This window comes from Pseudomonas sp. DCB_BI, assembly GCF_026240995.1.
Taxonomy (GTDB): Bacteria; Pseudomonadota; Gammaproteobacteria; order Pseudomonadales; family Pseudomonadaceae; genus Aquipseudomonas.
In genome coordinates, this window is sequence record NZ_JAPFCG010000007.1 from 208,130 (window position 1) to 229,833 (window position 21,704).

General features: G+C 64.3%; 17 protein-coding genes and 1 pseudogene. 4 read left to right on the forward strand and 14 right to left on the reverse strand.

Annotation, left to right across the window (positions count from 1 at the left end; genetic code table 11):
• Positions 1–25: 25 nt before the first annotated feature.
• From OO258_RS10180 to OO258_RS10190, 3 genes are all read right to left on the reverse strand, one after another.
• The gene (locus tag OO258_RS10180) at positions 26–1,294 is read right to left on the reverse strand and encodes a carbohydrate porin (RefSeq protein ID WP_266030193.1); all 1,269 of its coding nucleotides are present in this window, start codon (positions 1,292–1,294) and stop codon (positions 26–28) included.
• Between the two features lie 109 nt (positions 1,295–1,403).
• Entirely contained in the window at positions 1,404–3,821 is a 2,418-nt protein-coding gene (locus tag OO258_RS10185; protein ID WP_266030194.1) for a glucose/quinate/shikimate family membrane-bound PQQ-dependent dehydrogenase, read from the reverse strand.
• A 243-nt stretch (positions 3,822–4,064) separates the two neighbouring features.
• Positions 4,065–4,415, reverse strand: a complete 351-nt coding sequence (locus OO258_RS10190; RefSeq protein ID WP_266030196.1) for a cupin — start codon at positions 4,413–4,415, stop codon at positions 4,065–4,067.
• Positions 4,416–4,532: 117 nt separating this feature from the next.
• Between OO258_RS10190 and OO258_RS10195 the strand changes: the two genes are divergently transcribed.
• Both OO258_RS10195 and OO258_RS10200 read left to right on the forward strand, forming a co-directional pair.
• On the forward strand, positions 4,533–5,429 hold the full coding sequence (locus OO258_RS10195) for a LysR family transcriptional regulator (protein ID WP_266030198.1): 897 nt from the start codon (positions 4,533–4,535) through the stop codon (positions 5,427–5,429).
• Between the two features lie 114 nt (positions 5,430–5,543).
• Positions 5,544–6,743, forward strand: coding sequence for an MFS transporter (locus tag OO258_RS10200; RefSeq protein ID WP_110744115.1), 1,200 nt, complete (start codon positions 5,544–5,546; stop codon positions 6,741–6,743).
• Between the two features lie 44 nt (positions 6,744–6,787).
• Here the strand turns inward: OO258_RS10200 and OO258_RS10205 are convergent, their stop codons facing one another.
• Positions 6,788–7,399: a LysE family translocator gene (locus OO258_RS10205; RefSeq protein WP_110744114.1), complete on the reverse strand. Its 612-nt coding sequence runs from the start codon at positions 7,397–7,399 to the stop codon at positions 6,788–6,790.
• 102 nt (positions 7,400–7,501) lie between these two features.
• Here OO258_RS10205 and OO258_RS10210 point away from each other — a divergent pair, with 102 nt between their 5' ends.
• Positions 7,502–8,476 (forward strand): GlxA family transcriptional regulator, encoded by a 975-nt coding sequence (locus tag OO258_RS10210; RefSeq protein ID WP_110744113.1) that lies wholly within the window; start codon positions 7,502–7,504, stop codon positions 8,474–8,476.
• A 47-nt stretch (positions 8,477–8,523) separates the two neighbouring features.
• On the opposite strand, the gene OO258_RS10215 is transcribed toward OO258_RS10210, so the two are convergent.
• The 7 genes and pseudogenes from OO258_RS10215 to OO258_RS27630 form a co-directional block, all read right to left on the reverse strand.
• Entirely contained in the window at positions 8,524–9,375 is an 852-nt protein-coding gene (locus OO258_RS10215) for a CAP domain-containing protein (protein ID WP_266030201.1), read from the reverse strand.
• 278 nt (positions 9,376–9,653) lie between these two features.
• Positions 9,654–10,265 (reverse strand): cell wall hydrolase, encoded by a 612-nt coding sequence (locus OO258_RS10220; protein WP_266030202.1) that lies wholly within the window; start codon positions 10,263–10,265, stop codon positions 9,654–9,656.
• 34 nt (positions 10,266–10,299) lie between these two features.
• Positions 10,300–11,217 carry an AEC family transporter gene (locus tag OO258_RS10225; protein WP_266030203.1) on the reverse strand — a complete coding sequence of 306 codons (918 nt, stop codon included), beginning with the start codon at positions 11,215–11,217 and terminating at the stop codon, positions 10,300–10,302.
• 36 nt (positions 11,218–11,253) lie between these two features.
• Entirely contained in the window at positions 11,254–12,102 is an 849-nt protein-coding gene (locus tag OO258_RS10230; protein WP_110744109.1) for an ABC transporter permease, read from the reverse strand.
• Positions 12,099–13,115, reverse strand: a complete 1,017-nt coding sequence (locus tag OO258_RS10235) for an ABC transporter substrate-binding protein (protein ID WP_266030205.1) — start codon at positions 13,113–13,115, stop codon at positions 12,099–12,101. Before OO258_RS10235 ends, OO258_RS10230 begins: the two co-directional genes overlap by 4 nt.
• Before the next feature lie 83 nt (positions 13,116–13,198).
• Complete coding sequence (locus OO258_RS27625; protein WP_416309204.1) at positions 13,199–13,954, reverse strand: methyl-accepting chemotaxis protein; 756 nt, start codon at positions 13,952–13,954, stop codon at positions 13,199–13,201.
• Between the two features lie 102 nt (positions 13,955–14,056).
• Positions 14,057–15,343, reverse strand: a pseudogene (locus tag OO258_RS27630) (HAMP domain-containing protein); the annotation flags it as partial.
• A gap of 205 nt (positions 15,344–15,548) precedes the next feature.
• Here OO258_RS27630 and OO258_RS10245 point away from each other — a divergent pair.
• A complete protein-coding gene (locus tag OO258_RS10245; protein WP_266030207.1) occupies positions 15,549–16,868 on the forward strand; it encodes a Na+/H+ antiporter family protein in 1,320 nt (439 codons plus the stop codon).
• Between the two features lie 13 nt (positions 16,869–16,881).
• Here the strand turns inward: OO258_RS10245 and OO258_RS10250 are convergent, their stop codons facing one another.
• From OO258_RS10250 to OO258_RS10260, 3 genes are all read right to left on the reverse strand, one after another.
• Entirely contained in the window at positions 16,882–17,889 is a 1,008-nt protein-coding gene (locus OO258_RS10250; RefSeq protein ID WP_266030209.1) for a FecR family protein, read from the reverse strand.
• A gap of 202 nt (positions 17,890–18,091) precedes the next feature.
• Complete coding sequence (locus OO258_RS10255; protein WP_266030210.1) at positions 18,092–19,861, reverse strand: acyl-CoA dehydrogenase C-terminal domain-containing protein; 1,770 nt, start codon at positions 19,859–19,861, stop codon at positions 18,092–18,094.
• Positions 19,862–19,899: 38 nt separating this feature from the next.
• The gene (locus tag OO258_RS10260) at positions 19,900–21,522 is read right to left on the reverse strand and encodes an acyl-CoA synthetase (protein WP_266030211.1); all 1,623 of its coding nucleotides are present in this window, start codon (positions 21,520–21,522) and stop codon (positions 19,900–19,902) included.
• Positions 21,523–21,704 lie beyond the last annotated feature (182 nt).

Sequence of the window (21,704 nt, forward strand, 5' to 3'; positions counted from 1 at the left end):
TGGGCCGCAGCGCGGCCCTGGCGATTCAGAAGGTAGCCTTGACCTGCAGGCCTACCACCAGCGCGTTGTCGATATCCTTACCGGAGAACGCCCCCGGCTCGATGATGTATTGCACATCCGGGCGCAGGTTCAGCCATGGCGTGGCCTGGTAGCCGTAGCTCAGCTCGATCAACTGCTCGGCACTGTCGATATCCGGGAACTGCTGGCCTGCATCGAACGCGGCATCTTCCAGCACATCGCGGCTACGCGGGTTGGGCACCGCGCGGCCGTAACCCAGTGCCAGGGTATCTTTCGGGCGGCCTTCGAATGGCTTGTACAACACCACGCCGGCGCCATACCACTTGGTGAACGGCGAGGCGGCCTTGCTGGAAGCCGAGTACTGGCCGAACGCGTGCAGGCTGCGGCCAGGCGAGGCCTGATCGTTCCACACCGCCTGGTCGACCAGCAGGTAGTGGCCACCGCGGCCAGACACTTCGTCGTCGCTGCCGATGCGTTTCACGTCTGAGCTGTCGTAGTAGTAGCCCAGCTTGTACTCGCCCGGCAGCTCACCTTGCAGCTTGTACACCAGTTCCACGGGTACAACGGTGCCGGTGGTGTGCTTGGGCCCCAGGTGCCAGGCGCGGCTGGAGTTGCCGTTGCTCTCGGGGTCGACGTTGAACGCCGCCACGCGCAGCTGCCAGGCTGGCGACAGGTCGTACTTCACCCGCACGCCGAGGTGGGCATTGGGGTAGTTGGTCCAGCCGCTGCCACCGGACATGTTCAGCGGGTGGCCGCAGAAACCGGCGTTCATGAAGTTGCACAGGATGCCGCTGTCCAGGCCGCCGAGGTCGTTGCCCATGGCCATGTAGCCCAGCTTGACGTTGAGCGCGGGGGTGAACAGGGTGCGCTCGTAGCTCAGCTCGGTCAGGCGGGTGTACAGGCCACCGTAGTTTTCCTGGATTGGCAGGCGGTTGCCGACCAGGTCTTCCGAGGCGCTGTTGCCGCGGCGGTCGTTGATGGTCAGCTGGACCTTGCCGCCGTTGTCCAGGCCGTACAGTTTCGACAGGTCGAACTGCACGCCAAGCTTGACGTTCTGCGAGTAGCGCGCCGAGCGGTGCAGGCCGCCGTGGGCGTTGTAGGCGGTTTCACCGCTGTAGTCGCCGGTGATCTTCACACCGTCTTCTTCCAGCTGGTGGCGCAGGCCACCCCAGTCACCGGTCAGGGTGCTGCGGGTCAGCAGGTCGTCGTTGGCAAGGGCAGTGGTGCTGGCCAGGGCCAGCAGCAGGGTAGGGGTGATGCGGAGTGCGGATGGCATTGCTGTGTCTCGGGTTGTTATTCAGGGCACTTCACGGATGAGCCCGCTCCCGCATGGCCAGCGTTGGCCTTGTGGGAGCGGGCTCACCCGCGAAGGGGGCGACGCGGTCTTACGGCAAGGCGTAAGAAATCACGTAGTCGCCGCGGTCAGTCGACTGGCGTGCACCGCCAGCAGTGATCACCACGTACTGCTTGCCGGTCTTCGGCGAGACGTAGGTCATCGGGCCGCCCTGGCTGCCGACTGGCAGGCGAGCCTTCCAGATTTCGTTACCGTTGCTGCTGTCGTAGGCACGCAGGTAGAAGTCCTGGGTACCGGCGATGAACACCAGGCCGCCCTGGGTGGACAGGGTGCCGCCCAGCGTTGGCAGACCGATCTTGATCGGCAGGTGCATGCGGATACCGAGCGGACCGGTGTCTTCAACGGTGCCCACCGGGACCTGCCAGGCAACCTGACGGGTTTTCATGTCGATAGCGGTCAGGGTGCCGAACGGTGGCGCCTGGCATGGAATACCGGCAACCGACAGGAAGCGGTTCTTGTTCACCGCATACGGGGTGCCTTTGAGCGGCACTGCGCCCATGCCGGTGTTCAGTGCTTCGCCACCGGAAGCCGCGCCACCTTTGTTCTGCGACGGGATCATCTGGATCCACAGGCCCAGGCGCATGTCGTTGACGAAGATGAAGCCATGCACCGGGTCGGTGGAGAGGCTGCCCCAGTTCATGCCACCCAGCGAACCCGGGAAGCTCAGCGACAGGTCGGTGCCTGGCGCGGTGTACAGGCCGTCGTAACGCATCTTCTTGAAATCGATACGGCACAGCAGCTGGTCATACGGGGTAGCGCCCCACATGTCCGATTCGGTCAGGGTTTGCGCGCCGATCTGTGGCATGCCCACCGACTTCGGCTGGGTTGGCGAGTACGGCTCGTTCGGGATGTTGCTTGGCTTGACCGGTACTTCGTCGACCTGGGTCAGCGGCTTACCGGTAGCACGGTCGAGCACGTAGATCTGCCCGGCCTTGGTGCCGATCACCACCGCCGGTACCGACTGGCCGTCGTCCTTGGTGAAGTCGATCAGGCTCGGCTGCATCGGCAGGTCGAAGTCCCACAGGTCGTTGTGCACCGTCTGGAACACCCACTTCTGGTTGCCGGTGGCGGCATCCAGGGCCAGCACCGAAGCGCCGTAGGTGTGGTCCAGCTTGCTGCGTTCAACACCGTAGATGTCGGTGGACGACGAGCCCATCGGCAGGAACACGGTGTTCATCGCCGGGTCGTAGGACATCGGTGCCCAGCTGTTCGGGGTGCTGCGCACGTAGGTCTTGTCGCCCTGCGGAGCCTGGCGGTCTTCCGGGTTGCCCGGGTCGAAAGCCCAGCGCATCTCACCGGTGATCACGTCAAAGCCGCGGATCACGCCGCCTGGCATATCGGTCTGGACGTTGTCGGCAACACGGCCGCCAACCACCACGGTGGTGCCGGCCATCAGCGGTGCCGAAGACAGCTGGTAGTAGGAGTCTGGCACGTTACCCAGGCCGGCCATCAGGTTGACCTGGCCGTTGTTGCCGAAGCCCTGGCAGAACTCGCCGGTGTCAGCGTCGACGGCAATCAGGCGGCCATCGATGGTGTTGGTCAGCAGGCGACGCTGGCAGTTGGCGCCAGCCGGTACGGTACCGCCGGTGACCGGCGAGCTGTTCGGCTGGGTTGGTTGGGCGATGGCGGCGGTGGCGTCGAAGTACGCCATGCCACGGCAGCGCTGCCAGACCTTGGACTGAGCGTTGATCGCGTTCTTCCAAAGCTCTTTGCCGGTGTCGGCATCGAGGGCGATCAGGTTGTTGTGCGGGGTGCAGATGAACACCTTGTTGCCAATCTGCAGCGGGGTCAGCTGGTCTTCGGCACCGTTGCCGTCGCTGACCGCCACGTCGCCGGTGTGGTAGGTCCAGGCCACTTTCAGCTTGTTGACGTTGTCACGGTTGATCTGGTCCAGCGCGGCAAAGCGGCTGCCCCCCTCGGTGTTGCCGTAGTGGGCCCAGTCCTTCTGTTCCTTGCCGGCTTCGACCGGGGTCATGCCCGGGCCTTTGCCGTTAGGGGCGACGCTTGGGTGGGCAACGAACATGTTGCCTGCGGCGATCACCAGCACCACTGCCATGACTGCGGCGATGCCGTAGGCACCACGGCCAGCGCTCGCGCCATTGGCGCGCGCCAGCAGCGGGTAGACCAATGCCACCACCATGCCGATCGCGCCGAACATGAACAGGCGCGAGAACAGTGGCCAGAACACCAGGCCGGCGTCGATCAGCGCCCAGATGGCAGTGCCCACCAGGAACAGGGCGTACAGCCAGGCGCCTGCCTTCTTGCGGCGAGCAATGAGCACACCGGCGATGGCCATGGCCAGGCCGCCGATCAGGAAGTACCAGGAGCCACCCAGGCCAGCGAGCTTGACGCCACCCGCAGCCAGGAGGAGACCGAGCAGGGCGATGATTACGCCCAGGCCGATCAGGATGATGTTTGTGGCGCCAGAGGCGCGCGGAGTTTCGTTCATGCCAGGGATCTCAGCAGGTGGAATGCGCGCAGTTTAAGCCCTTAGCTTGCTAATTAACAAGTTGGTACATAATTTTGTGAGGCTGATTGTCGCAGGGCTGAACTTGCTGGTTTGTGGTGAAAAGTCTAGATCAGGCGGCGAAAAATGCATTAAACGAGGTGTTCATATATGCAATGCAATGCGATTCATACTTTGGTCGGGTATGGCGTGCTGCATCCTCCTCCCGCCGTGGCAGCAGCCATCTCAAACTGGCCAAGGGGTCGCGCTGCTGTAGAACACCGCCAGCCAGACGGTGGACGTGCCGGGTGCGGTCCATTCGACCCGGTGGCGGCAGTGGGGCGGGATATCCAGGCAATCGCCCGGGGCCAGCAGGCGGGTGTGGGGCTCGTGCTCGAACCGCAAGCCGGCCGCGCCGCTGACCAACACGATCCATTCACCTTCGGCCTGGTCGTACCAGAAGCCAGGCGGGCTGGCCTGGCCGCTGGAGACGATACGCTCCACGCGCACACCCGGGCGGTTGAGCAGTTCGTCGACCTGCTCGGCACGGGAAGGGTCGCAAGGTGGCAGTGGCGTCAGCAGGTTGGTCGGTGTCATGGCATGCCTCGTTTGGATGGAGATAAGTCCACTATGGACGCAATTGCCGTGCTCCGCGCTGCTTGACCTACCCAGCGATTTGTAAGAACTTTCCGAGTTTTGGAAGGCGGCCAGCACATGGACAAACTCATGGCGATGAAGATGTTCGTGGCTACCGTCGATGCCCAAGGCTTTTCTGCTGCCGCACGCCGGCTGGGGCTGGCGACATCGTCGGTGACGCGCCTGGTCGATGCCCTGGAAGCGGCGTTGGGCGCTACCTTGCTCAACCGCTCGACGCGTCAGGTCAGCCTGACCGAGGCCGGTGCCCGTTACTACGAACGTGCACGGGGTATCTTCGAGGCGCTGGACGAGGCCGATGCCAGCGTCGCCGATCGCGGCGAAGAGCCTGTCGGTGTCTTGCGCCTGTGCCTGCCGGTGGAGTTTGGCCGGCGGGTCATTGCCCCGCACCTGGGGCCGTTTTTGGCACGCTACCCGGGCCTGGAACTGGATATCGACCTCAGCGACCGCCTGGATGACCTGCTCGACGGGCGCTATGACCTGTCAATACGCCTGGGTGACCCCGCGCCCGATGACGAACTGGTATGCCGCCAGCTGGGTCGCTTCCAGCGCTGGCTGGTGGCCAGCCCGGCTTACCTGGCCGGGCGCGAGCCGCTGCAACACCCTAGCCAGTTGCTCGACCATGCCTGCCTGCGCTTTCGCTATGGGCAGAAAGCGCGACCTTGGCGCCTGGCGCGCGGCCAGGACAGCCTGGAGCTGGACGTAAGCGGGCCGTTGCGCAGTGCCAATGCCGACATGTTGCGCGAAACGGCGCTGGCGGGCAGCGGCATCGCGCTGCTGGCTGACTGGCTGGTGCGTGATGATGTGCAGGCCGGGCGCCTGCAGCGGGTGTTCACCGATTGGCAAGCCAGCCCTGGCACGGCCAGCGACAGTATCAGTGCCCTTTACCTGCCCAACCACCGTGGCTCGCGGCGAGTGAATGCCTTTATCGAGTTTTGCGCAAAATTGCTGAACTAGGGCGTGCGGTGTTGCGCAGTACGCAAAGGCGCATTGCGCCGGGCCTGGATTCCGGGCGCCATGGCGCAAGGGTAAGGTGGCCGACATATTCCACTGCTTGTCGAGGAACCACCCATGAACCCTTCACTTGCCGCAGCGCAACCGGCCGCCGCCGGCCTGAGCCGGGCGCTAATCGTGCTGCTGGCGTTCTGCTGCGGCGCAATCGTCGCCAATATCTATTATGCCCAGCCCATCGTCGGCCTGATCGCCCCGGACCTCGGGCTGTCCACCGAACATGCCAGCCTGATCGTTTCCCTCACCCAGTTGGGTTACGCCCTGGGCCTGCTGCTGCTTGTGCCGCTGGCCGATCTGCTGGAAAACCGCCGCCTGATGGTGGCTACCGCGGTGCTGGCCTGCATCAGCCTGCTGCTGGCGGGCACCAGCAGTAGCGGCCAGGGCCGCTTGTTCCTGGCCTATGCATTGCTGATCGGCTTCAGTTCAGTGGCGGTACAGATGCTGATCCCGCTGGCCGCGCACCTGGCGCCGGAGCAGCAGCGGGGGCGGGTGGTCGGCAACATCATGGGTGGCCTGCTGCTGGGTATCCTGCTGGCGCGGCCATTGTCGAGCCTGGTTGCAGACCACTTTGGCTGGCGCGCGGTATTCATTGGCGCCGCTGCAGTCATGCTGGCGATCATCCTGTTGCTGGCGCTGACCCTGCCGCAGCGGCGCCCCGAGCACAAGGCCAGTTATGCCGGGCTGATGTTGTCGCTGCTGACCTTGCTGCGCCGTTATCCACTGCTGCGCCAGCGTTCGCTGTACCAGGCTTTGATGTTCGCTGCGTTCAGCCTGTACTGGACGGCGGTGCCGATGGCCCTGGCCGGTGCGCATGGCCTGTCGCAGAGCCAGATCGCCGTGTTCGCCCTGGTCGGTGCGGTGGGTGCGGTTGCGGCGCCGATGGCCGGTCGCCTTGCCGATGCCGGACATGCCCGCGCCGGTTCGCTGCTGGCGCTGCTGCTGGCGCCGGTGGCCTTGTTGCTGGGGCTGACGGTGCCGGGTTACAGCGTGATTGGCCTGGGCCTGACCGGTGTGCTGCTGGACTTTGCGGTGCAGATGAACATGGTCATCGGCCAGCGTGAAGTGTACGCGCTGGACCCGGCCAGCCGCGGCCGGCTGAATGCGGTCTACATGACCAGCATCTTCCTGGGCGGGGCCCTGGGCTCTGCAGTGGCCAGCGCGCTGTTCAGCCAGTTTGGCTGGACGGGGGTGGCACTGGTGGGGGCCGCGCTGCCGGGCCTGGCGTTGCTGGTGTTTCTGTTCAAGGCACGTCAGGGGTGACCGCTAACCCGCCAAGGCAGTCGCGGCAAGAGGGGCGGTGCAGGCTATCGGCTTAGCGGCAATGCCACGCCAATCAACGCAAACAAACTGCCGCAACAACGGTTGAAGCCCTTGCCCCCTTTGGCCAGCCAGGGCCGAATGCGAAACGCCAGGCGCGCCAGCAGGTATTCCACCAGAAACTCGATGCTCGCAAAGGTCGCCGCCATCACCACGAACTGCAGCACCAGCCCGCGCTGCGGGTCGATGAATTGTGGCAGGAAAGCGCCATAGAACAGCAGCACTTTGGGGTTGGCCATGGCCGAGAGCAGGCCTTGGCGAAACAACCCCGCGTTACCCAGTTGTGCGCTGCGGCCGGTCAGCTCCAGGTGCAGGGCTGGGCTGCGCCACAGCTGAACGCCCAACCAGACCAGGTAAGCCCCACCGACCCACTTCAGCACACCCAGCACAGAGGCCGAGGTCTGCAGCAATGCGCTGAGGCCGAACATTGCCAGGGCAATCAGGGCACTGAAGCCGAACACCCCGCCAACGATGGTGAACAATGTCCGCCGCGCGCCGTACAGGGCACCGTGGGTCAGCGCCAGCAAGCTGTTCGGGCCAGGGGTCAGCGACAGGCCGATGCTGGCGAGCAAGTAGATGAGCCAAGTGTCGAGGGCCATGCCGGAAATACCAGAAGACAGGGAGGGCGTCAGTCTATGGCGCACCCCTTAATCTGCAAGAGTATGATCTGGACATTCAATGGTCGTTCCTGGACGTTAACCGTGCAACCCGACATCCGCTTGCTGATCGTGCCGTTACCGGATTTTGCCCTGCTCCCATTTGGCGCCTTTCTCGACAAATTGCGCTTCAGCGCCGATGACGAGGACTATAGCCAGCAACGCTACTGCAGCTGGACCGTGGCAGGGCTCAGCCTTGACCCGGTGACATCGAGCAGCGGCGCAGTAGTGCAGGTCGAGGCCGTTGCCGGCCAGCTCGACCTGGGCAGTTTCGACTACCTGGTAGTATTTGGCGGGCGCAATGCCATGGCCACGGCCGCACTGGCCCCCCGCTACCAGGCATTGCTCAGGCAGGCCGGCAAGGCCGGCGTCAAGCTGGTGGGGGTTGATAACGGCGCCTTCCTGCTGGCCGCCTGCGGCCTGATGCGGGGGCGTAAGGTGGTGGTGCATTGGCGCCACGAAGCCGAGTTTCGCGCTGCATTCCCGCACTTGCAGGTACTGCGTGAGCAGTTGTACTGCATCGACGGTAATCGCATAACCTGTGCCGGCGGCACTGCTGCCATCGACCTCGCTGTCGCGCTGCTGTCAGGGGCTTGTGGGCGAACGCGCGCGCTCAAGGGGCTGGCCGACATGCTGGTGGACGAAACCCGTGACAGCCGTCATGCCTTGCGCTCGCTGGACCTGGATGCCGGGCAGGGGCGCCAGGTGCAGCGGGCGCAGGCGCTGATGCGTCATCACCTGGGTTCGCCGCTGGCCGTGGAGCAACTGGCCGCAGAGCTGGGCATCAGCCGGCGCCAGCTAGACCGGCAGTTTCAGGCCAGCCACGGCGTCAGCGCCAAGGCCTGGTGGTTGGAAATACGCCTGCAACAGGCGCGCTGGCGGCTGCTCAATTCCAGCCACAGCCTGGCGCAGATTGCGGATGAAGTGGGGTTGGGGGATGCCAGCCATTTGGGCAAGTGCATACGTCGGCGGTTCGGCTGTACCGCCTTGGGGCTGCGTGAGGGCAGGCAAGCGGTCTGAAGCCCTGCGCCATTCCTCACTCCCGCATCGATCGCCCTCAGGTAGGCTTACTGCGGCGTGCCGAACAACCCTGTCCAATAGATGCCGGCATCGCTCTTCGGGTCTACCGCATAGGCGGCTCCCAGCTCGCGGAAGTCCGGGTTCATCAGCGTGGCACAGTGCCCTGGGCTGTCCAGCCAGCCATCGACCACCTTGCGCGCAGTATCACGCCCGGCGGCGATGTTCTCACCGATCTGCTGGTACAGGTAGCCGGCCAGTTCTGCCCGGTCACCGGGGGTGCGGCCATCCTTGTCGATGTGGTCGAAGAAGTTCTGGTTGGCCATGGCCCGCGTATGGTTGGCGGCGACCCCGGCCAGTACCGTGCTCCAGCTCAAAGCCGGCGCAGCGGCGAAGGGCTGGCCGCCACACTGGCGCGGTACTTGGCGCGCAGCGTTGATCTCCTGCAGCAGCTTTTGCCCTTCGGCCTGCCAGTCGCCGAGGCGGCCGCTGAGCAGTGGCCGGGCCAGCACGATGCGCCAGTCGCGGCCTTCCTGGCTGACGCCGATATCGACGAACTGCGGGTCGAGCACCACCTGGCAAAAGCTTTCTTCGATGGCATGCATGGCCGCACGCGCATCGCGCGGCCCTGACAGGCTGATGGCCTGCACGTTGACCATGGGGTAGGCGGCGCGGGTCATCGCCTGCTGCAGGTCGCGGGTACCCTCTGGCGACAGTGCCAGGCGAGTGTCACTGTTGAGGGGCGGCAGTTCCAGCGATGCCTCGCCGCCGCAGGGCTGGGCCTGGCTGCGGTAGACATTGATCGAATCGATCAGTTGCGCCTCTTCGCCGGTGGCAGCCAGTGCCCCGCTCGAAACGAGCAGGCCCAGCGACAAGGCGGCAACGGATGACAGGACGCGCATGTGGATCTCCCTATGACTGGCAGCGTCGTGGTATGCGCTGCTCATCCTACACAAGCCCGCGGCTTTTGGCCCGGGCTCGTGCAAAGCAATGAAAACGCCGGCAATCGTTGCTGGCGGCAAAAGAGGGAGTAGACCACTGGCCTGCGGAAAAGTGCGACTACTTGGTAATCATTCGTAACATCGGCTGGAAGCAATGCCGAAACTTATCGGACCCAGCCCGACCAGTGCCGGCGCGAACGGCAACGTCAACCTGCAGCATCGCCTTCTGATCTGCCTGTTCAACGGGCCAGCGCTTGGTTGGGTTTGTAGAACAGGAAATGCGTGGTCTTGGCCGTGCGGCGATAAGCCTTGGCCCAATCCGGGCTCACCGTGCGGTCATGGAAGTACAACGCGCCCCCGGTAGGGTCCGGTAACTGCTGGTTCAGCGCCTTGCGCGCGATCTCCTTGGCCACGTCGTAGCGTTGCGCTTCCTCGACCTGGTCCGAGCGCCCGTCACACCACCACGAAAACTGGCAGGCCTTGCTTTCCACACCCTGCTTGACCACACCGCAGATGGTATCCGGAAAGCCATCGTGGCCCAGTCGGTTGAGCACCACGCTGGCCACGGCCGTCATATCTTCCTTGTCGGCACCTTTGGCTTCCCAGTAGATGGTGCGGGCCAGGCAGGTGATGCTGTCATCCAGCGGTGCCTTGCCAGCCGGGTCGACCGCCTGTGCTTCGCTCGGGGTCAGCTTCTCTGCTTTTTGCGGCGGTGGTGCATCCTCGACTACCTTTTCTTCGAGCGCTTCGGCCTTGTCCTCGGCAACCGCGGCCTTGGCCGGATCGGCCGCATGCAATGGGCCTGCGAGCAGGGCCGAGATCAAACCGATCACCATCCACGAAAAGCGCATGGGCAAGTTTCCGAACTGTGGGATGAGTCACAGTCTAGTCAAGCGTAAGCATTAACACCAAAGGCAGGGTGGCGGCGGCCGCCACGGTCTGCAGGGCGATGATGGTCGCCATCAGAGGTGCATTGCCGCCCATCTGCCGGGCCATTACATAGGACGACGAAGCGGTAGGTAGCGCCTGGAACAGCACGGCCACCACCGCCGCCTGGCCACTCAGGCCGAGCAAACGACACAGGCCCCAGGTGGTCAGTGGCATGACCATGAACTTGAACATCGACGCCGCCATCAGCGGGCGCACTTGCTGCCCGAGGCTGGCGCCACCCAGTGCCGCCCCCACGCACAGCAGGCCCAGTGGCAGGGCGGCCTGGCCCAAGGCTTTGACGGTGGGTTCGATGCCCGGCGGCAGACCCAGGCCGGTAACCCGCAGCAGCAGGCCGGCCGCGCAGCCGACAATCAGCGGGTTGGCGAAGATCGCCCGCAGTACGTCGGCCGGTGAGCTGTGGCGGGCACTGAAACGGGCGAACACCAGCACGCAAAGCAGGTTGACCAAGGGCACGATGGCCGCGTTGGCCACCGCCGCCAGGGCAATCCCGGCACTGCCGTAGATGCCCGCGGCCAGGGTGGCGCCGATGTAGTTGTTGAAGCGGATACCGCCCTGGAACACCGAGGTGAAGTCGGCGCCATCGTGGCTCACCATTCCCTGGTACAGCACCAGCAATGCTGCACCGGCCAAGGTCGAGAGCATCAGTGCGCCGACCATGCCCAGCACGGGTACGCCATCGAGGTTGGCGGTGGCCAAGCCGTGCAGGAACAGTGACGGCAGCAGCACGTAGTAGCTCAGGCGCTCGGCGCCGGGCCAGAAGTGTTCTGCCAGAAACCCCCTCAGGCGCAGGAAAGTGCCCAGGGCAATCAGCAGGATGATCGGTAGCAAGGTGGTCAGCAGCAGGTGCAGCATGGTCAGTGTTCCGTGGTCGGTTGCGGTCAACACCGCTTAGCGTGTACTGCGCCCATAGGCTTGGCTGATCCGGTCGATCACCATGGCCAGGGCAACAATGGCCAGGCCTGCCTCTACACCCTGGCCGACATTCAGGGTCTGGATCCCGGCCAGTACATCTTCACCCAACCCGCGGGCGCCAATCATCGACGCCACCACCACCATCGACAAGGCCATCATCACTGACTGGTTCAGGCCGGCCATGATGCTCGGCAACGCCAGCGGCAGGGCAATGCGTCGCAACCGCTGCCAGCGGCTGGCACCCAGGCCGTGCGCGGCCTGCAGCAACGACGGGTCGATCTGGCTCAAACCCAGTTCGGTCAGGCGCACCAGCGGCGGCAGGGCATAGATCAGCGTGGCGAACACGGCGGGCACCTTGCCCAGGCCGAACAGCATCAGCACCGGAATCAGGTAGACGAAAGCCGGCAGCGTCTGCATCACATCCAGTACCGGCAACAGCAACCGCCTGGCCATTGGCCGGTAAGCCAGCAGGATACCCAGCGGCACCCCTACCAGCACGCACAAGCCGGTGCTCACCAGCACCAGGGCCAAGGTCTGCAGCAGTTTGTCCCACAACCCGAGCATACCGATCAGTGCCAGCAGTACCACCAGCACGGCGCTGCGCAGCAGGCTGCGGCTGGCATGCCAGGCCAGCAACCCGACCAGCAGCAACAGGAGCCACCAGGGAATCAGACGCAGCAGGTTTTCCAGGCCGACCAGCACTTGCAGCAGTTGGTCAGAGACGCTGCGCAGGTGGTCGCCGTAGTTCAGCACCAGCCAGTCGACCAGGCGGTTGACGATGTCGGCAAACGAGAACTGCAGGGATTGCGGAAAGCCCCCGCTCACAGGCTGCCCTCGACCTTGGCGGCAACGTCCGTCGGCAGCCAGGGTTTCCACACCTCGCGATTATCACGCAGGAAGTCCAGGGCAGCCTCGCGCGCCGGCGTGCGTTGCTCGCTCATCTCAGCCAAGGCCTTGTTCAGCTTGTCGATGGGCAGGTCGACCTGTTCGAACACGCTTACCAGTTGTGGGTATTGTTCATGAAAGGCCTTGGACACGCCGATTGACAGTTTCGCCGGCAGGGAGCGGCTGCCCTTGGGGTTGGGGTTGCTGGCGTCGGTGAGCGTAGCCCAGGCTTGGGCGTCGAATGGTGGTTCTTCCAGCCGGATGAGCTTGTAACGGCCCATCAGCGGCGTCGGGTTCCAGTAGTAGAACAACACCGGTTGGCCGCGGCGGATGGCCGAGGCGATCTCGGCATCCATGGCAGCGCCGGAGCCACTGCGGAAGTTGCTATACAGATCATTCAGCCCATAGGCCTTGAGCTTCTGGGTGTTGACGATCTCTGAGGTCCAGCCGCTGGGGCTGTTGAGAAAACGCCCTTTGTCGGGTGATTCGGGGTCGCGGAACACCTGCGGGTAGCGTTTCAGGTCTTCGACATTTCGCAGCTCGGGGGCCACGGGTTTCAGCTTGCGTTCAGCATCGCCCTCGATCACATAGGCCGGCACCCACCAGCCTTCCTCGGCATTCTTCACCGTGTCGCCCACTGCGATCACCTGGCCGGCCTGTTCGGCCTTGACCCAGGCAGGGCTGCGCCCGGCCCATTCCTCGGCGATTACCTGGATGTCGTTGCGCGCCAAAGCCACTTCCATGCTGACGGTGCTGCCTGGGAGGGTGTCGGTGGGGTAGCCGTAGCCACGCTCGACAATAACCCGCAGGATTTCGGTGGTCAGTGCGCCGCTTTCCCAGGTGATGGCACCAAAATGGATGGGGGCTGGCTTTTCTGCGGATGCGGCGCTATCGGTGCTGGCCAGGCCCACTGTCATCAGCAGCCCGGCCAGCAGTGCTGGAATTCTTTTCATGCATACCTCGTCGTCGACAGTGGAGGCAAGTGTAGACGACGAGGTGAAGCCAGCTGCGGGGCCACAGGCGTAGCCCCTTTGCCTCAAACGCGGAACTGGTCCATCAGTGCCTGCTGCTGGTTGGCCAGGCTGTTCAGCGACTGGCTGACCCGCGCCGACTCGTTGGCCTGGCCCGACAGCGACTCGGTCACATCGCGGATGGTTGCCACGTTGCTGTTGATTTCCTCGGCCACCGCGCTTTGTTCCTCGGCGGCCGAGGCGATCTGCAGGTTCATGTCGGTGATCACCGTGACCGCCTGGCCGATGCGCTGCAGTGCGGTGACCGCCTGGCCGACCTGTTCCACGCCGCCTTGTGCCTGGCGGTGGCTGTGGTCCATGGCACCGACCACTTCACGGGTGCCGTTCTGCAGCGCTTCGATGACCTGGCGGGTTTCTTCCACCGATTCCTGGGTGCGTTGGGCCAGGTTACGCACTTCATCAGCGACGACCGCAAATCCACGGCCGGCCTCACCGGCGCGGGCTGCCTCGATGGCGGCGTTGAGCGCCAACAGGTTGGTCTGTTCGGCGATCGAGCGGATCACCTCCAGCACCGAGCCGATCTTCTCGCTGTTCTGTGCCAGGCCTTCGACTTCGGCCATGGCGTCGCTCATGTTGGCGGCCAGGGTATCGATGCTGGTGGTGGTACGGTCGATCACTGCCAGGCCCTCACGGGTCGCCTGGTCAGCCTCGCGCGCGGCCTGCGCGGCCTGGGCGGCGCTGCGAGCGACGTCTTGGGCGGTGGCGCTCATTTCGTGCGAGGCCGTGGCTACCTGGTCGACCTGGCGGTACTGCTGCTCCATGCCGGCGCTGGTTTGCGTGGCAATCGCCGAGGACTGGTCGGCAGTGCCGCGGGCGGCCTGCACCGAGCGCTTGACCTCGGCGATGGTCGGCTGCAGCTTGTCGAGGAAGCGGTTGAACCAGCCGGCCAGTTCACCCAGTTCGTCATGCTTCTGGTAAGTCAGGCGACGGGTCAGGTCGCCTTCGCCGCTGGCGATGTCCTTGAGCATGGCGGCCACGCCCAGGATCGGCCGGGTAACGCCACGGGCCATCAGCCAGACCAGCAGCAGGCCGATGACTGCGGCGGCCAGCCCCAGGCCCAGCTCCAGCAGGGTGCCGCTGGTGTTCAGCGCGTCCAGTTCCTGCTTCAGGGTTTCGGCTGGCCCGGTCAGGGCGTTTTCCGGTACATCCAGCAACACGCCCCAAGGCTGAGCGTCGGGGATCGGCCGGAATGCCGCCAGCACCTTCAGGCGCTGCTGGTCGTGCAGGATGCTCAGCTTGCCATCGGCCAGCTTGCGTACCAGTTCGGCGCCTTTGGCCGGGTCGACCTGGTCGAAGCGCTGGGCCAGCTTGCTGGCGTCGGCACTGTAGCCGGCCAGCAAACCGACCGGGCTGAGGATGCCGACCGTGGTGCGGCCTTCGTAGAGGCTGCGGCTGGCCTCCTGGCTCAGGGCCTGCAGGCTGTCGAGGTTGATGTCGATGGACAGGGTGGCAATGATCTTGCCATCGACCGCCAGCGGGAAGACGATGCTGGTCATCAGCACCTGTTGGCCATCGATGTTGTAGAAATAGGGTTCGACCACGCAGACCTTGCCGGACGAACGCGGGCATACCCACCAGGTGTTGGCCGGCTGGCCGCTGGGGCCGATTTTGGTGTCGGCCATGTCATGTTCGGGCAGGGCCATCGAGGTCAACTGGCCGGCGCGCGGTTGCGACCAATACAGGGCAAAGCGCCCGGTTTCGTTGCTGCCCAGTTCTGCCTTGCCGGCGAACAGGCTGTCCTTGTTGTCCAGCGCGTCAGGCTCGAACACCAGCGACAGGCCGAGCAGGTCGGGGTTGGCCTGCAGGGCGGCGCGTACCTGGCGGGTCATGTCCTCGCGCAGGTCGAACGCATCGAGAAAGCGTTTTTCTGCCTGCTCGCGCAGGAACAGCACCTGGCGGGCAAATCCTGCGCCGTACTGGTAGGCGTCCATGAACTGGCGACGGATGTTCAGCGCCTGCACTTCACCTTGCGACTCGATGCGTGACTGCGCCGCTTCGCTCAGCATCTGCATGCTGCTGGCCTTGACCAGGTCCGAGCTGTGGTCCATGCGGTACAGCGACAGGCCGACGAGCAGGGTAACGATGCCGGCCAGGCAGAGACCGGCGAGCAGGGTGATCTTCCACTGGATGGAAAGTTGTCGCAAAGGCATGGGGCGGATCCCTTGTAATAAGAGTGTGGCTAGCGACTGTGTCGGCGCGCGTGCATTTTTCTTTATTCAAACGTTCAATTTAATTTCTGCCGATGCGGTCCTCGCGCCAGGCATTGGTAAGCCGCCGCGACGTGGCATTTTTGACATCTGCCGCCCACTGCTTCAGAGTTCGCGCTTTTTTCTGTCGCAATGAGGTAAGCCAACCATGAATGCAGTGATCGCCGCGGTCGGCATCATGCTGATACTCAGCCTGTCCCGCGTGCACGTGGTCATCGCCCTGATCATTGGGGCCCTGGTCGGTGGGCTGGTCGGGGGCCTGGGTATCGAAGGCACGCTCAAGGCCTTCAACGGCGGCCTGGGTGGCGGCGCCACGGTGGCCTTGTCTTACGCGCTGCTCGGCGCCTTTGCCGTGGCGATTGCCAAGTCCGGCCTGGCGCATGCCCTGGCCGACCGTGCCCTGGCCATGATCGACCGCCAGGGCCACACCCATGGCGGCAAGGTCAAATGGTTGATGATCGGCCTGATGCTGGTGGTCGCGGTTTCATCGCAGAACATCCTGCCCATCCACATCGCTTTCATCCCGCTGCTGGTACCACCGCTGCTGTACGTGCTGACCCGTCTGCGCATCGACCGCCGCCTGATCGCCTGCGTGATCACCTTCGGCCTGATCACCCCGTACATGTTCCTGCCGGTGGGTTTCGGCAACATCTTCCTCAATGAAATCCTGCTGGCCAACGTCGCCCGGGCCGGTATCGATGTGAGTGGCGTCAATGTCACCCATGCCATGGCCATTCCGGCCGCCGGCATGCTCGTCGGCCTGTTGCTGGCGGTGTTCGTCAGCTACCGCCGCAAGCGTGACTACGACCTGGCGCGCATCGAGCAGGTGGAGCAGGTCAGTGTGCAGTACAACCCGCTCACCTTGTTGGTGGCCGGGTTGGCAATCGCCGCCGCGTTCATTGTCCAGTTGTTGCTGGATTCGATGATCATCGGCGCCATGGTCGGCTTCCTGATCTTCTCGCTGTCGGGCATCGTCAAGTGGAAGGATACCGACGGCCTGTTCACCGAAGGCATGAAGATGATGGCCATGATCGGCTTCATCATGATTGCCGCGTCCGGTTTTGCCGACGTAATGAAAGCCACGGGTGAGGTGCAAAGCCTGGTGGAAACCTCGGCGCAGTGGATAGACCACAGCAAGGGTGTTGGCGCGTTGTTGATGTTGCTGGTGGGCCTGCTGGTGACCATGGGCATCGGTTCGTCGTTTTCCACTGTGCCGATCCTGGCCGCGATCTTTGTGCCGCTGTGCGTGCAATTGGGCTTCGACCCGCTGGCCACCGTGTGCATCGTCGGCACTGCCGGTGCCCTGGGCGATGCGGGGTCGCCGGCCTCGGACTCGACCCTGGGCCCGACCTCGGGGTTGAACGTAGATGGCCAGCACCACCACATCTGGGACACCGTGGTGCCTACCTTCATCCACTACAACCTGCCACTGCTGGTGTTCGGCTGGCTGGCGGCGATGACCTTGTAAGACGGGGAGGGCGTCAGCCCTTGTCGGGCGGCGGCGAGATGCGGTTGAGCACGGTGCTGCCGTCCTTGCTGCGGGTCAGGTAGACCGGCAGCACTTTGGGCAGGTTATTGACCAGGCGCCCCACTTCACGGGTGTTGTAGACGCCGCTGATGCGAATGCGCCCGGTGCTGGCATCGGCCAGCAGCAGCGGCGCATCGAGGTAGCGGTTTATCATCGGCAGTGCCTGTTCAAGGCTCAGGTTGTCGAGTACCAGCTTGCCGTTGCGCCAGGCCAGGCTATTGCTGTAGTCGTCGCTCTGTTCCAGTTGCGGCTCGAAATCACCCTTGTGATAGCTGGCCTGCATGCCAGGGCCGAGGCGATAGCCGCCGGCGCTGCCGTCGCTGGAAACCAGCACCGAACCTTCCACCAGCGTCACCTTGACCTGGTCCTGATACTTCCACACGTTGAACTGGGTGCCGGTGACGCGCGTCTGGCCGCGCCCTGCACGTACGACGAACGGGTGACTGCTGTCGTGCTGTACCTTGAAGAACGCCTCGCCACGCTTGAGCGTGACCTGGCGCTGATCCTTGTAGTTGAGGTAGGTAAGCTCGGTATTGAGGTTGAGTTGCACCGTGCTGCCGTCGCTCAGCTCTACGGTCTGCATGCGATCGCCGGCTTCGAAGTGCTGGTAGTGGTTGGGGAGCCAGCCCTGCTCCCACCCCATCCAGCCGGCCAGCGGCAGCACCGCCAGGGCGATGGCGGCGGCCGATGCCAGCGGCCGCCAGCTGCGCGGGCGCGCGGCTGGCCTGACGGGCGGATTGAAGTCGATGACGGTGGCCGTGCGCGGCAGCAGATCGGCGGTTTGCCAGATTTCCAGCATCGCCTGGTATTCCTCGGCATGCCGCGGGTCAGCCCCCTGCCAGCGGGCGAATGCCTCACGCTCGGCCGCTGTGCAATCTTCGGCATGCAGGCGCATGCACCAATGCGCGGCGGCGTCGGTGATGGCATCGTCTGGGCTGGGATTGAGGCGGTCGTGGTTCATTGCGGCTCCGGGTTTTGCGCATTCTACCCTTGCTGAAGGGCCCCCGAGAACCGGCGTAATGGCGAATGACTATCAGTTGTGACGGTTTTTCGTCGGATTTGCAACGGTTTTCCAGTGTTTGAGAACCCTTCGCGCGCCTGTGCCTGAGGTGGGAGAGCGGCATCAGGTCGGGAAGGGGGCGCAATGCGCCCCCGGCGGTTCATCAGAACTGCGTTGCCTCCAGCCCGTAAAGGCTGGCGCTGCCTGCCCGAATACTGGCCTCCAACCCTAACCCCCGCGGCAATACCCGCTGGAAGAAGAACGCCGCACACGCCAGCTTGGCCCCGTAAAAAGCGCTGTCTTGCTCGCGCCTGGCCAGCGCCACTGCCGCCATCCGCGCCCACATATAGGCATAGGCGGTCAGCCCGAACAGGTGCAGATACTCCACCGCCACCGCGCTGACCAGGTTGGCATCTTCAACGGCCTGTGCCCGTAGCCAGGCGCTGGTCACCTCCAGCCGCGCCAGGCTGGCCTGCAAAGCCTCACGGTGCAGGGGTGCGCTCACGCTGAACGCCCGCACCTCCGCGGCAAAGCTGGCCAGTGCCTGCCCGCCATCAGCCAGCACCTTGCGCCCGAGCAGGTCGAGGGCCTGGATGCCGTTGGTGCCTTCATAGATCTGCGCAATGCGCACATCACGCACGCGTTGCTCCTGGCCCCATTCGCGAATATAGCCATGGCCGCCGTACACCTGCTGGCCGAGTACGCAGCTTTCCAGGCCGTTGTCGGTGAAAAATGCCTTGGCGACCGGGGTCAGCAGTGCCACCAGGCCCTGGGCATGCTCGCGCTCACCGGCATTCTCGGCGTAGCGCGCCAGGTCAAGCTGCTGGCCAACGTAGGCGGCGAACGCCCGGCCGCCTTCGGTAAGGGTGCGCATGGTCAGCAGCATGCGCCGCACATCGCCGTGGTGGATGATCGGGTCGGCGACCTTGTCTTGCACCTGCGGGCCTGTGGCCGCACGGCTTTGCAGGCGCTCGTTGGCATAACGGGCGGCGCTCTGGTAGGAGGCTTCGGCGCAGCCGATACCCTGGATGCCGATGGACAGGCGCTCGTAATTCATCATGGTGAACATCGCTGCCAAGCCCTTGTTCGGCTCGCCGACCAGGTAGCCGGTGGCACCGTCGAAATTCATCACGCAGGTGGCCGACGCCTTGATGCCCATCTTGTGCTCGATCGAACCGCAATGGGCAGCGTTGCGCTCGCCCAATCCGCCATTGGCCTCGACCAGGTACTTGGGCACCAGAAACAGCGAGATACCTTTGGCGCCGACAGGCGCATCCGGCAGCTTGGCCAGCACCAGATGGACGATGTTCTCGGTCAGGTCCTGTTCGCCACCGGTGATGAAAATCTTGCTGCCACTGATACGGTAGCTACCATCGGCCTGGGGTTCGGCGCGGCTGCGGATCAGCCCCAAGTCGGTGCCGGCATGGGGTTCGGTCAAGCACATGGTGCCAGCCCAGCGGCCTTCGTACAGTGGCGGCAGGTAGGTGGCCTTGAGTGCCTCGCTGGCGTGGGCGTCGATTGCCAGGCAACTGCCGGCGCTCAACGCCGAATACAGGCTGAAGCTGCAGTCAGCGGCATAGAGCATTTCTTCGAACAGCACCCCGAGCATCTTGGGCATGCCCATGCCGCCGTGCTCTGGGTTGCCGCCCAGGCCCACCCAGCCGCCCGCGCGGTAGATGTTCCAGGCTTCAGGGAAACCATCGGGGGTGGTAACCGTACCGGCATCGAAGCGTACGCCTTGCTCGTCACCGTTGCGGCTGAGCGGTGCGATGAGCTGGCTGGTGACCTTGGCGGCTTCTTCGAGGATGGCGTCTGCGGTGTCGGCGTCGATGCGCTCGGCCAGGGCAGGCAGGCGGGCCCAGAGGGCCGGGGCGTTGAACACGTCGTGCAGGACGAAGCGCATATCGCGCAGGGGGGCGGAATAGGTGGTCATCGGTTGCTCTTGAAAAAGTGAGGTTGACCGCGCGGGCGTCAGAGTGCTTTGGCCCGGTCGCGCAGCAGGTACTTCTGGATCTTGCCGGTGGAGGTCTTGGGCAACTCGCCAAACACCACGGTCTTCGGCACCTTGAACCCGGCCAGGTGCTCGCGGCACCAGGTGGTGAGGTCGGCCTCACGGGTGTCTTCCCGGCCTGGCTTGAGGGCAACGAAGGCGCACGGTGTTTCGCCCCATTTTTCGTCCGGGCGGGCTACCACGGCGGCCTCGAGCACTGCTGGGTGCTTGTACAGCGCGTCTTCGACCTCGATGGTGGAAATGTTCTCGCCACCCGAAATGATGATGTCCTTGAGCCGGTCCTTGATCTCGACGTAGCCGTCGGCGTGCCACACCGCCAGGTCACCGGTGTGGAACCAGCCACCCCGGAAGGCTTCAGCGGTGGCCTCGGGGTTTTTCAGGTAGCCCTTCATCACCGTGTTACCCCGCATGAAGATCTCACCCAGGGTATCGCCGTCGCGCGGCACCGGTTCGAGGGTTTGCGGGTCGGCGACCATCAGGCCATCGAGGGTCGGGTAACGCACGCCCTGGCGGGACTTGATCCGTGCGCGCGCTTCCAGTGGCAGTTCGTCCCATTCGTCGTGCCAGGCGCACACGGTCACCGGGCCGTAGACTTCGGTCAGGCCATAGGTGTGGGTCACCTTGATGCCCATTTCTTCCACTGCGCCAATGACCTTGGCAGGTGGTGCGGCGCCGGCGACCATGGCCTGTACCGGGTGCTCGATGGCAGCCTTGGCCGCTTCGGGCATGTTGACCAGCGCGTTGAGCACGATCGGCGCGCCGCACAAGTGGCTGACCCGGTGTTCACGGATCAGGGTCAGGATTTTCTGCGGATCGACCCGCCGCAGGAACACGTGGGTACCGGCCAGGGCAGTGATGGTCCAGGGGTAGCACCAGCCGTTGCAGTGGAACATCGGCAAGGTCCACAGGTACACCGGGCGGTGGCCCATGGCCCAGGTCATCTGGTTGCCCAGGGCGTTCAGGTAGGCGCCACGGTGGTGGTAGACCACGCCCTTGGGGTTGCCCGTGGTGCCGGAGGTGTAGTTCAGCGAAATTGCCTGCCACTCGTCATCCGGCCATTCCCAGGCAAATTCCGGGTCGCCTTCGGCGAGCAAGGCTTCATAGTCCAGCGCGCTGACCGCGCGGCCTTCGCCGTACTCCGGGTCATCCACATCGACTACCAGCGGCGGGTGCTGCAGCAGCGCCAGGGCAGCCTCGATGACGGTGTGGAACTCGCGGTCGGTGATCAGTACCTTGGCCTCGCCATGCTGCAGCATGAAGGCGATGGCTTCGGCGTCCAGGCGAACGTTCAGGGTATTGAGCACGGCACCGGTCATGGGCACGCCGAAGTGGGCTTCGAGCATGGCGGGGGTGTTGGGCAGCATGACCGCCACGGTGTCGCCTCGACCAATACCGCGGCCGGCCAGGGCGCTGGCCAGGCGCCGGCAGCGCTGGTAGGTTTCCTGCCAGTTGCGGCGGATGGCGCCGTGGATCACTGCGGGGTAGCTGCCGTACACGGCAGCGGTGCGCTCGATGAAGCTCAGCGGGGTCAAGGCGATATGGTTGACGGCAGCGGGCATCAGGCCCTGGGCATAGATCGACATGCGGTAGTCCTGTAAGGGAGGCAGGCGCAGCTGTGCTGCCTGGCCCCCGGTGGCTGATTGTTAGCTCTGTTCAGGGTGCAGGGAACCGGACGGTGGGCCGCTCCCTCTGTCGCAGTTTTACGCGATTCGCTATGGTAGTAGGAATATCGACTATAGCAATATAGTAAAACTACTATAAAAAG

What these genes read in the sequence shown, in the direction of transcription:
- OO258_RS10180 (WP_266030193.1), bottom strand. Translation starts at nt 1,294, where the DNA reads ATGCCATCCGCACTCCGCATCACCCCTACCCTGCTGCTGGCCCTGGCC.
- OO258_RS10185 (WP_266030194.1), bottom strand. Translation starts at nt 3,821, where the DNA reads ATGAACGAAACTCCGCGCGCCTCTGGCGCCACAAACATCATCCTGATC.
- OO258_RS10190 (WP_266030196.1), bottom strand. Translation starts at nt 4,415, where the DNA reads ATGACACCGACCAACCTGCTGACGCCACTGCCACCTTGCGACCCTTCC.
- OO258_RS10195 (WP_266030198.1), top strand. Translation starts at nt 4,533, where the DNA reads ATGGACAAACTCATGGCGATGAAGATGTTCGTGGCTACCGTCGATGCC.
- OO258_RS10200 (WP_110744115.1), top strand. Translation starts at nt 5,544, where the DNA reads ATGAACCCTTCACTTGCCGCAGCGCAACCGGCCGCCGCCGGCCTGAGC.
- OO258_RS10205 (WP_110744114.1), bottom strand. Translation starts at nt 7,399, where the DNA reads ATGGCCCTCGACACTTGGCTCATCTACTTGCTCGCCAGCATCGGCCTG.
- OO258_RS10215 (WP_266030201.1), bottom strand. Translation starts at nt 9,375, where the DNA reads ATGCGCGTCCTGTCATCCGTTGCCGCCTTGTCGCTGGGCCTGCTCGTT.
- OO258_RS10220 (WP_266030202.1), bottom strand. Translation starts at nt 10,265, where the DNA reads ATGCGCTTTTCGTGGATGGTGATCGGTTTGATCTCGGCCCTGCTCGCA.
- OO258_RS10225 (WP_266030203.1), bottom strand. Translation starts at nt 11,217, where the DNA reads ATGCTGCACCTGCTGCTGACCACCTTGCTACCGATCATCCTGCTGATT.
- OO258_RS10235 (WP_266030205.1), bottom strand. Translation starts at nt 13,115, where the DNA reads ATGAAAAGAATTCCAGCACTGCTGGCCGGGCTGCTGATGACAGTGGGC.
- OO258_RS27625 (WP_416309204.1), bottom strand. Translation starts at nt 13,954, where the DNA reads ATGGAGCAGCAGTACCGCCAGGTCGACCAGGTAGCCACGGCCTCGCAC.
- OO258_RS10245 (WP_266030207.1), top strand. Translation starts at nt 15,549, where the DNA reads ATGAATGCAGTGATCGCCGCGGTCGGCATCATGCTGATACTCAGCCTG.
- OO258_RS10250 (WP_266030209.1), bottom strand. Translation starts at nt 17,889, where the DNA reads ATGAACCACGACCGCCTCAATCCCAGCCCAGACGATGCCATCACCGAC.
- OO258_RS10255 (WP_266030210.1), bottom strand. Translation starts at nt 19,861, where the DNA reads ATGACCACCTATTCCGCCCCCCTGCGCGATATGCGCTTCGTCCTGCAC.
- OO258_RS10260 (WP_266030211.1), bottom strand. Translation starts at nt 21,522, where the DNA reads ATGTCGATCTATGCCCAGGGCCTGATGCCCGCTGCCGTCAACCATATC.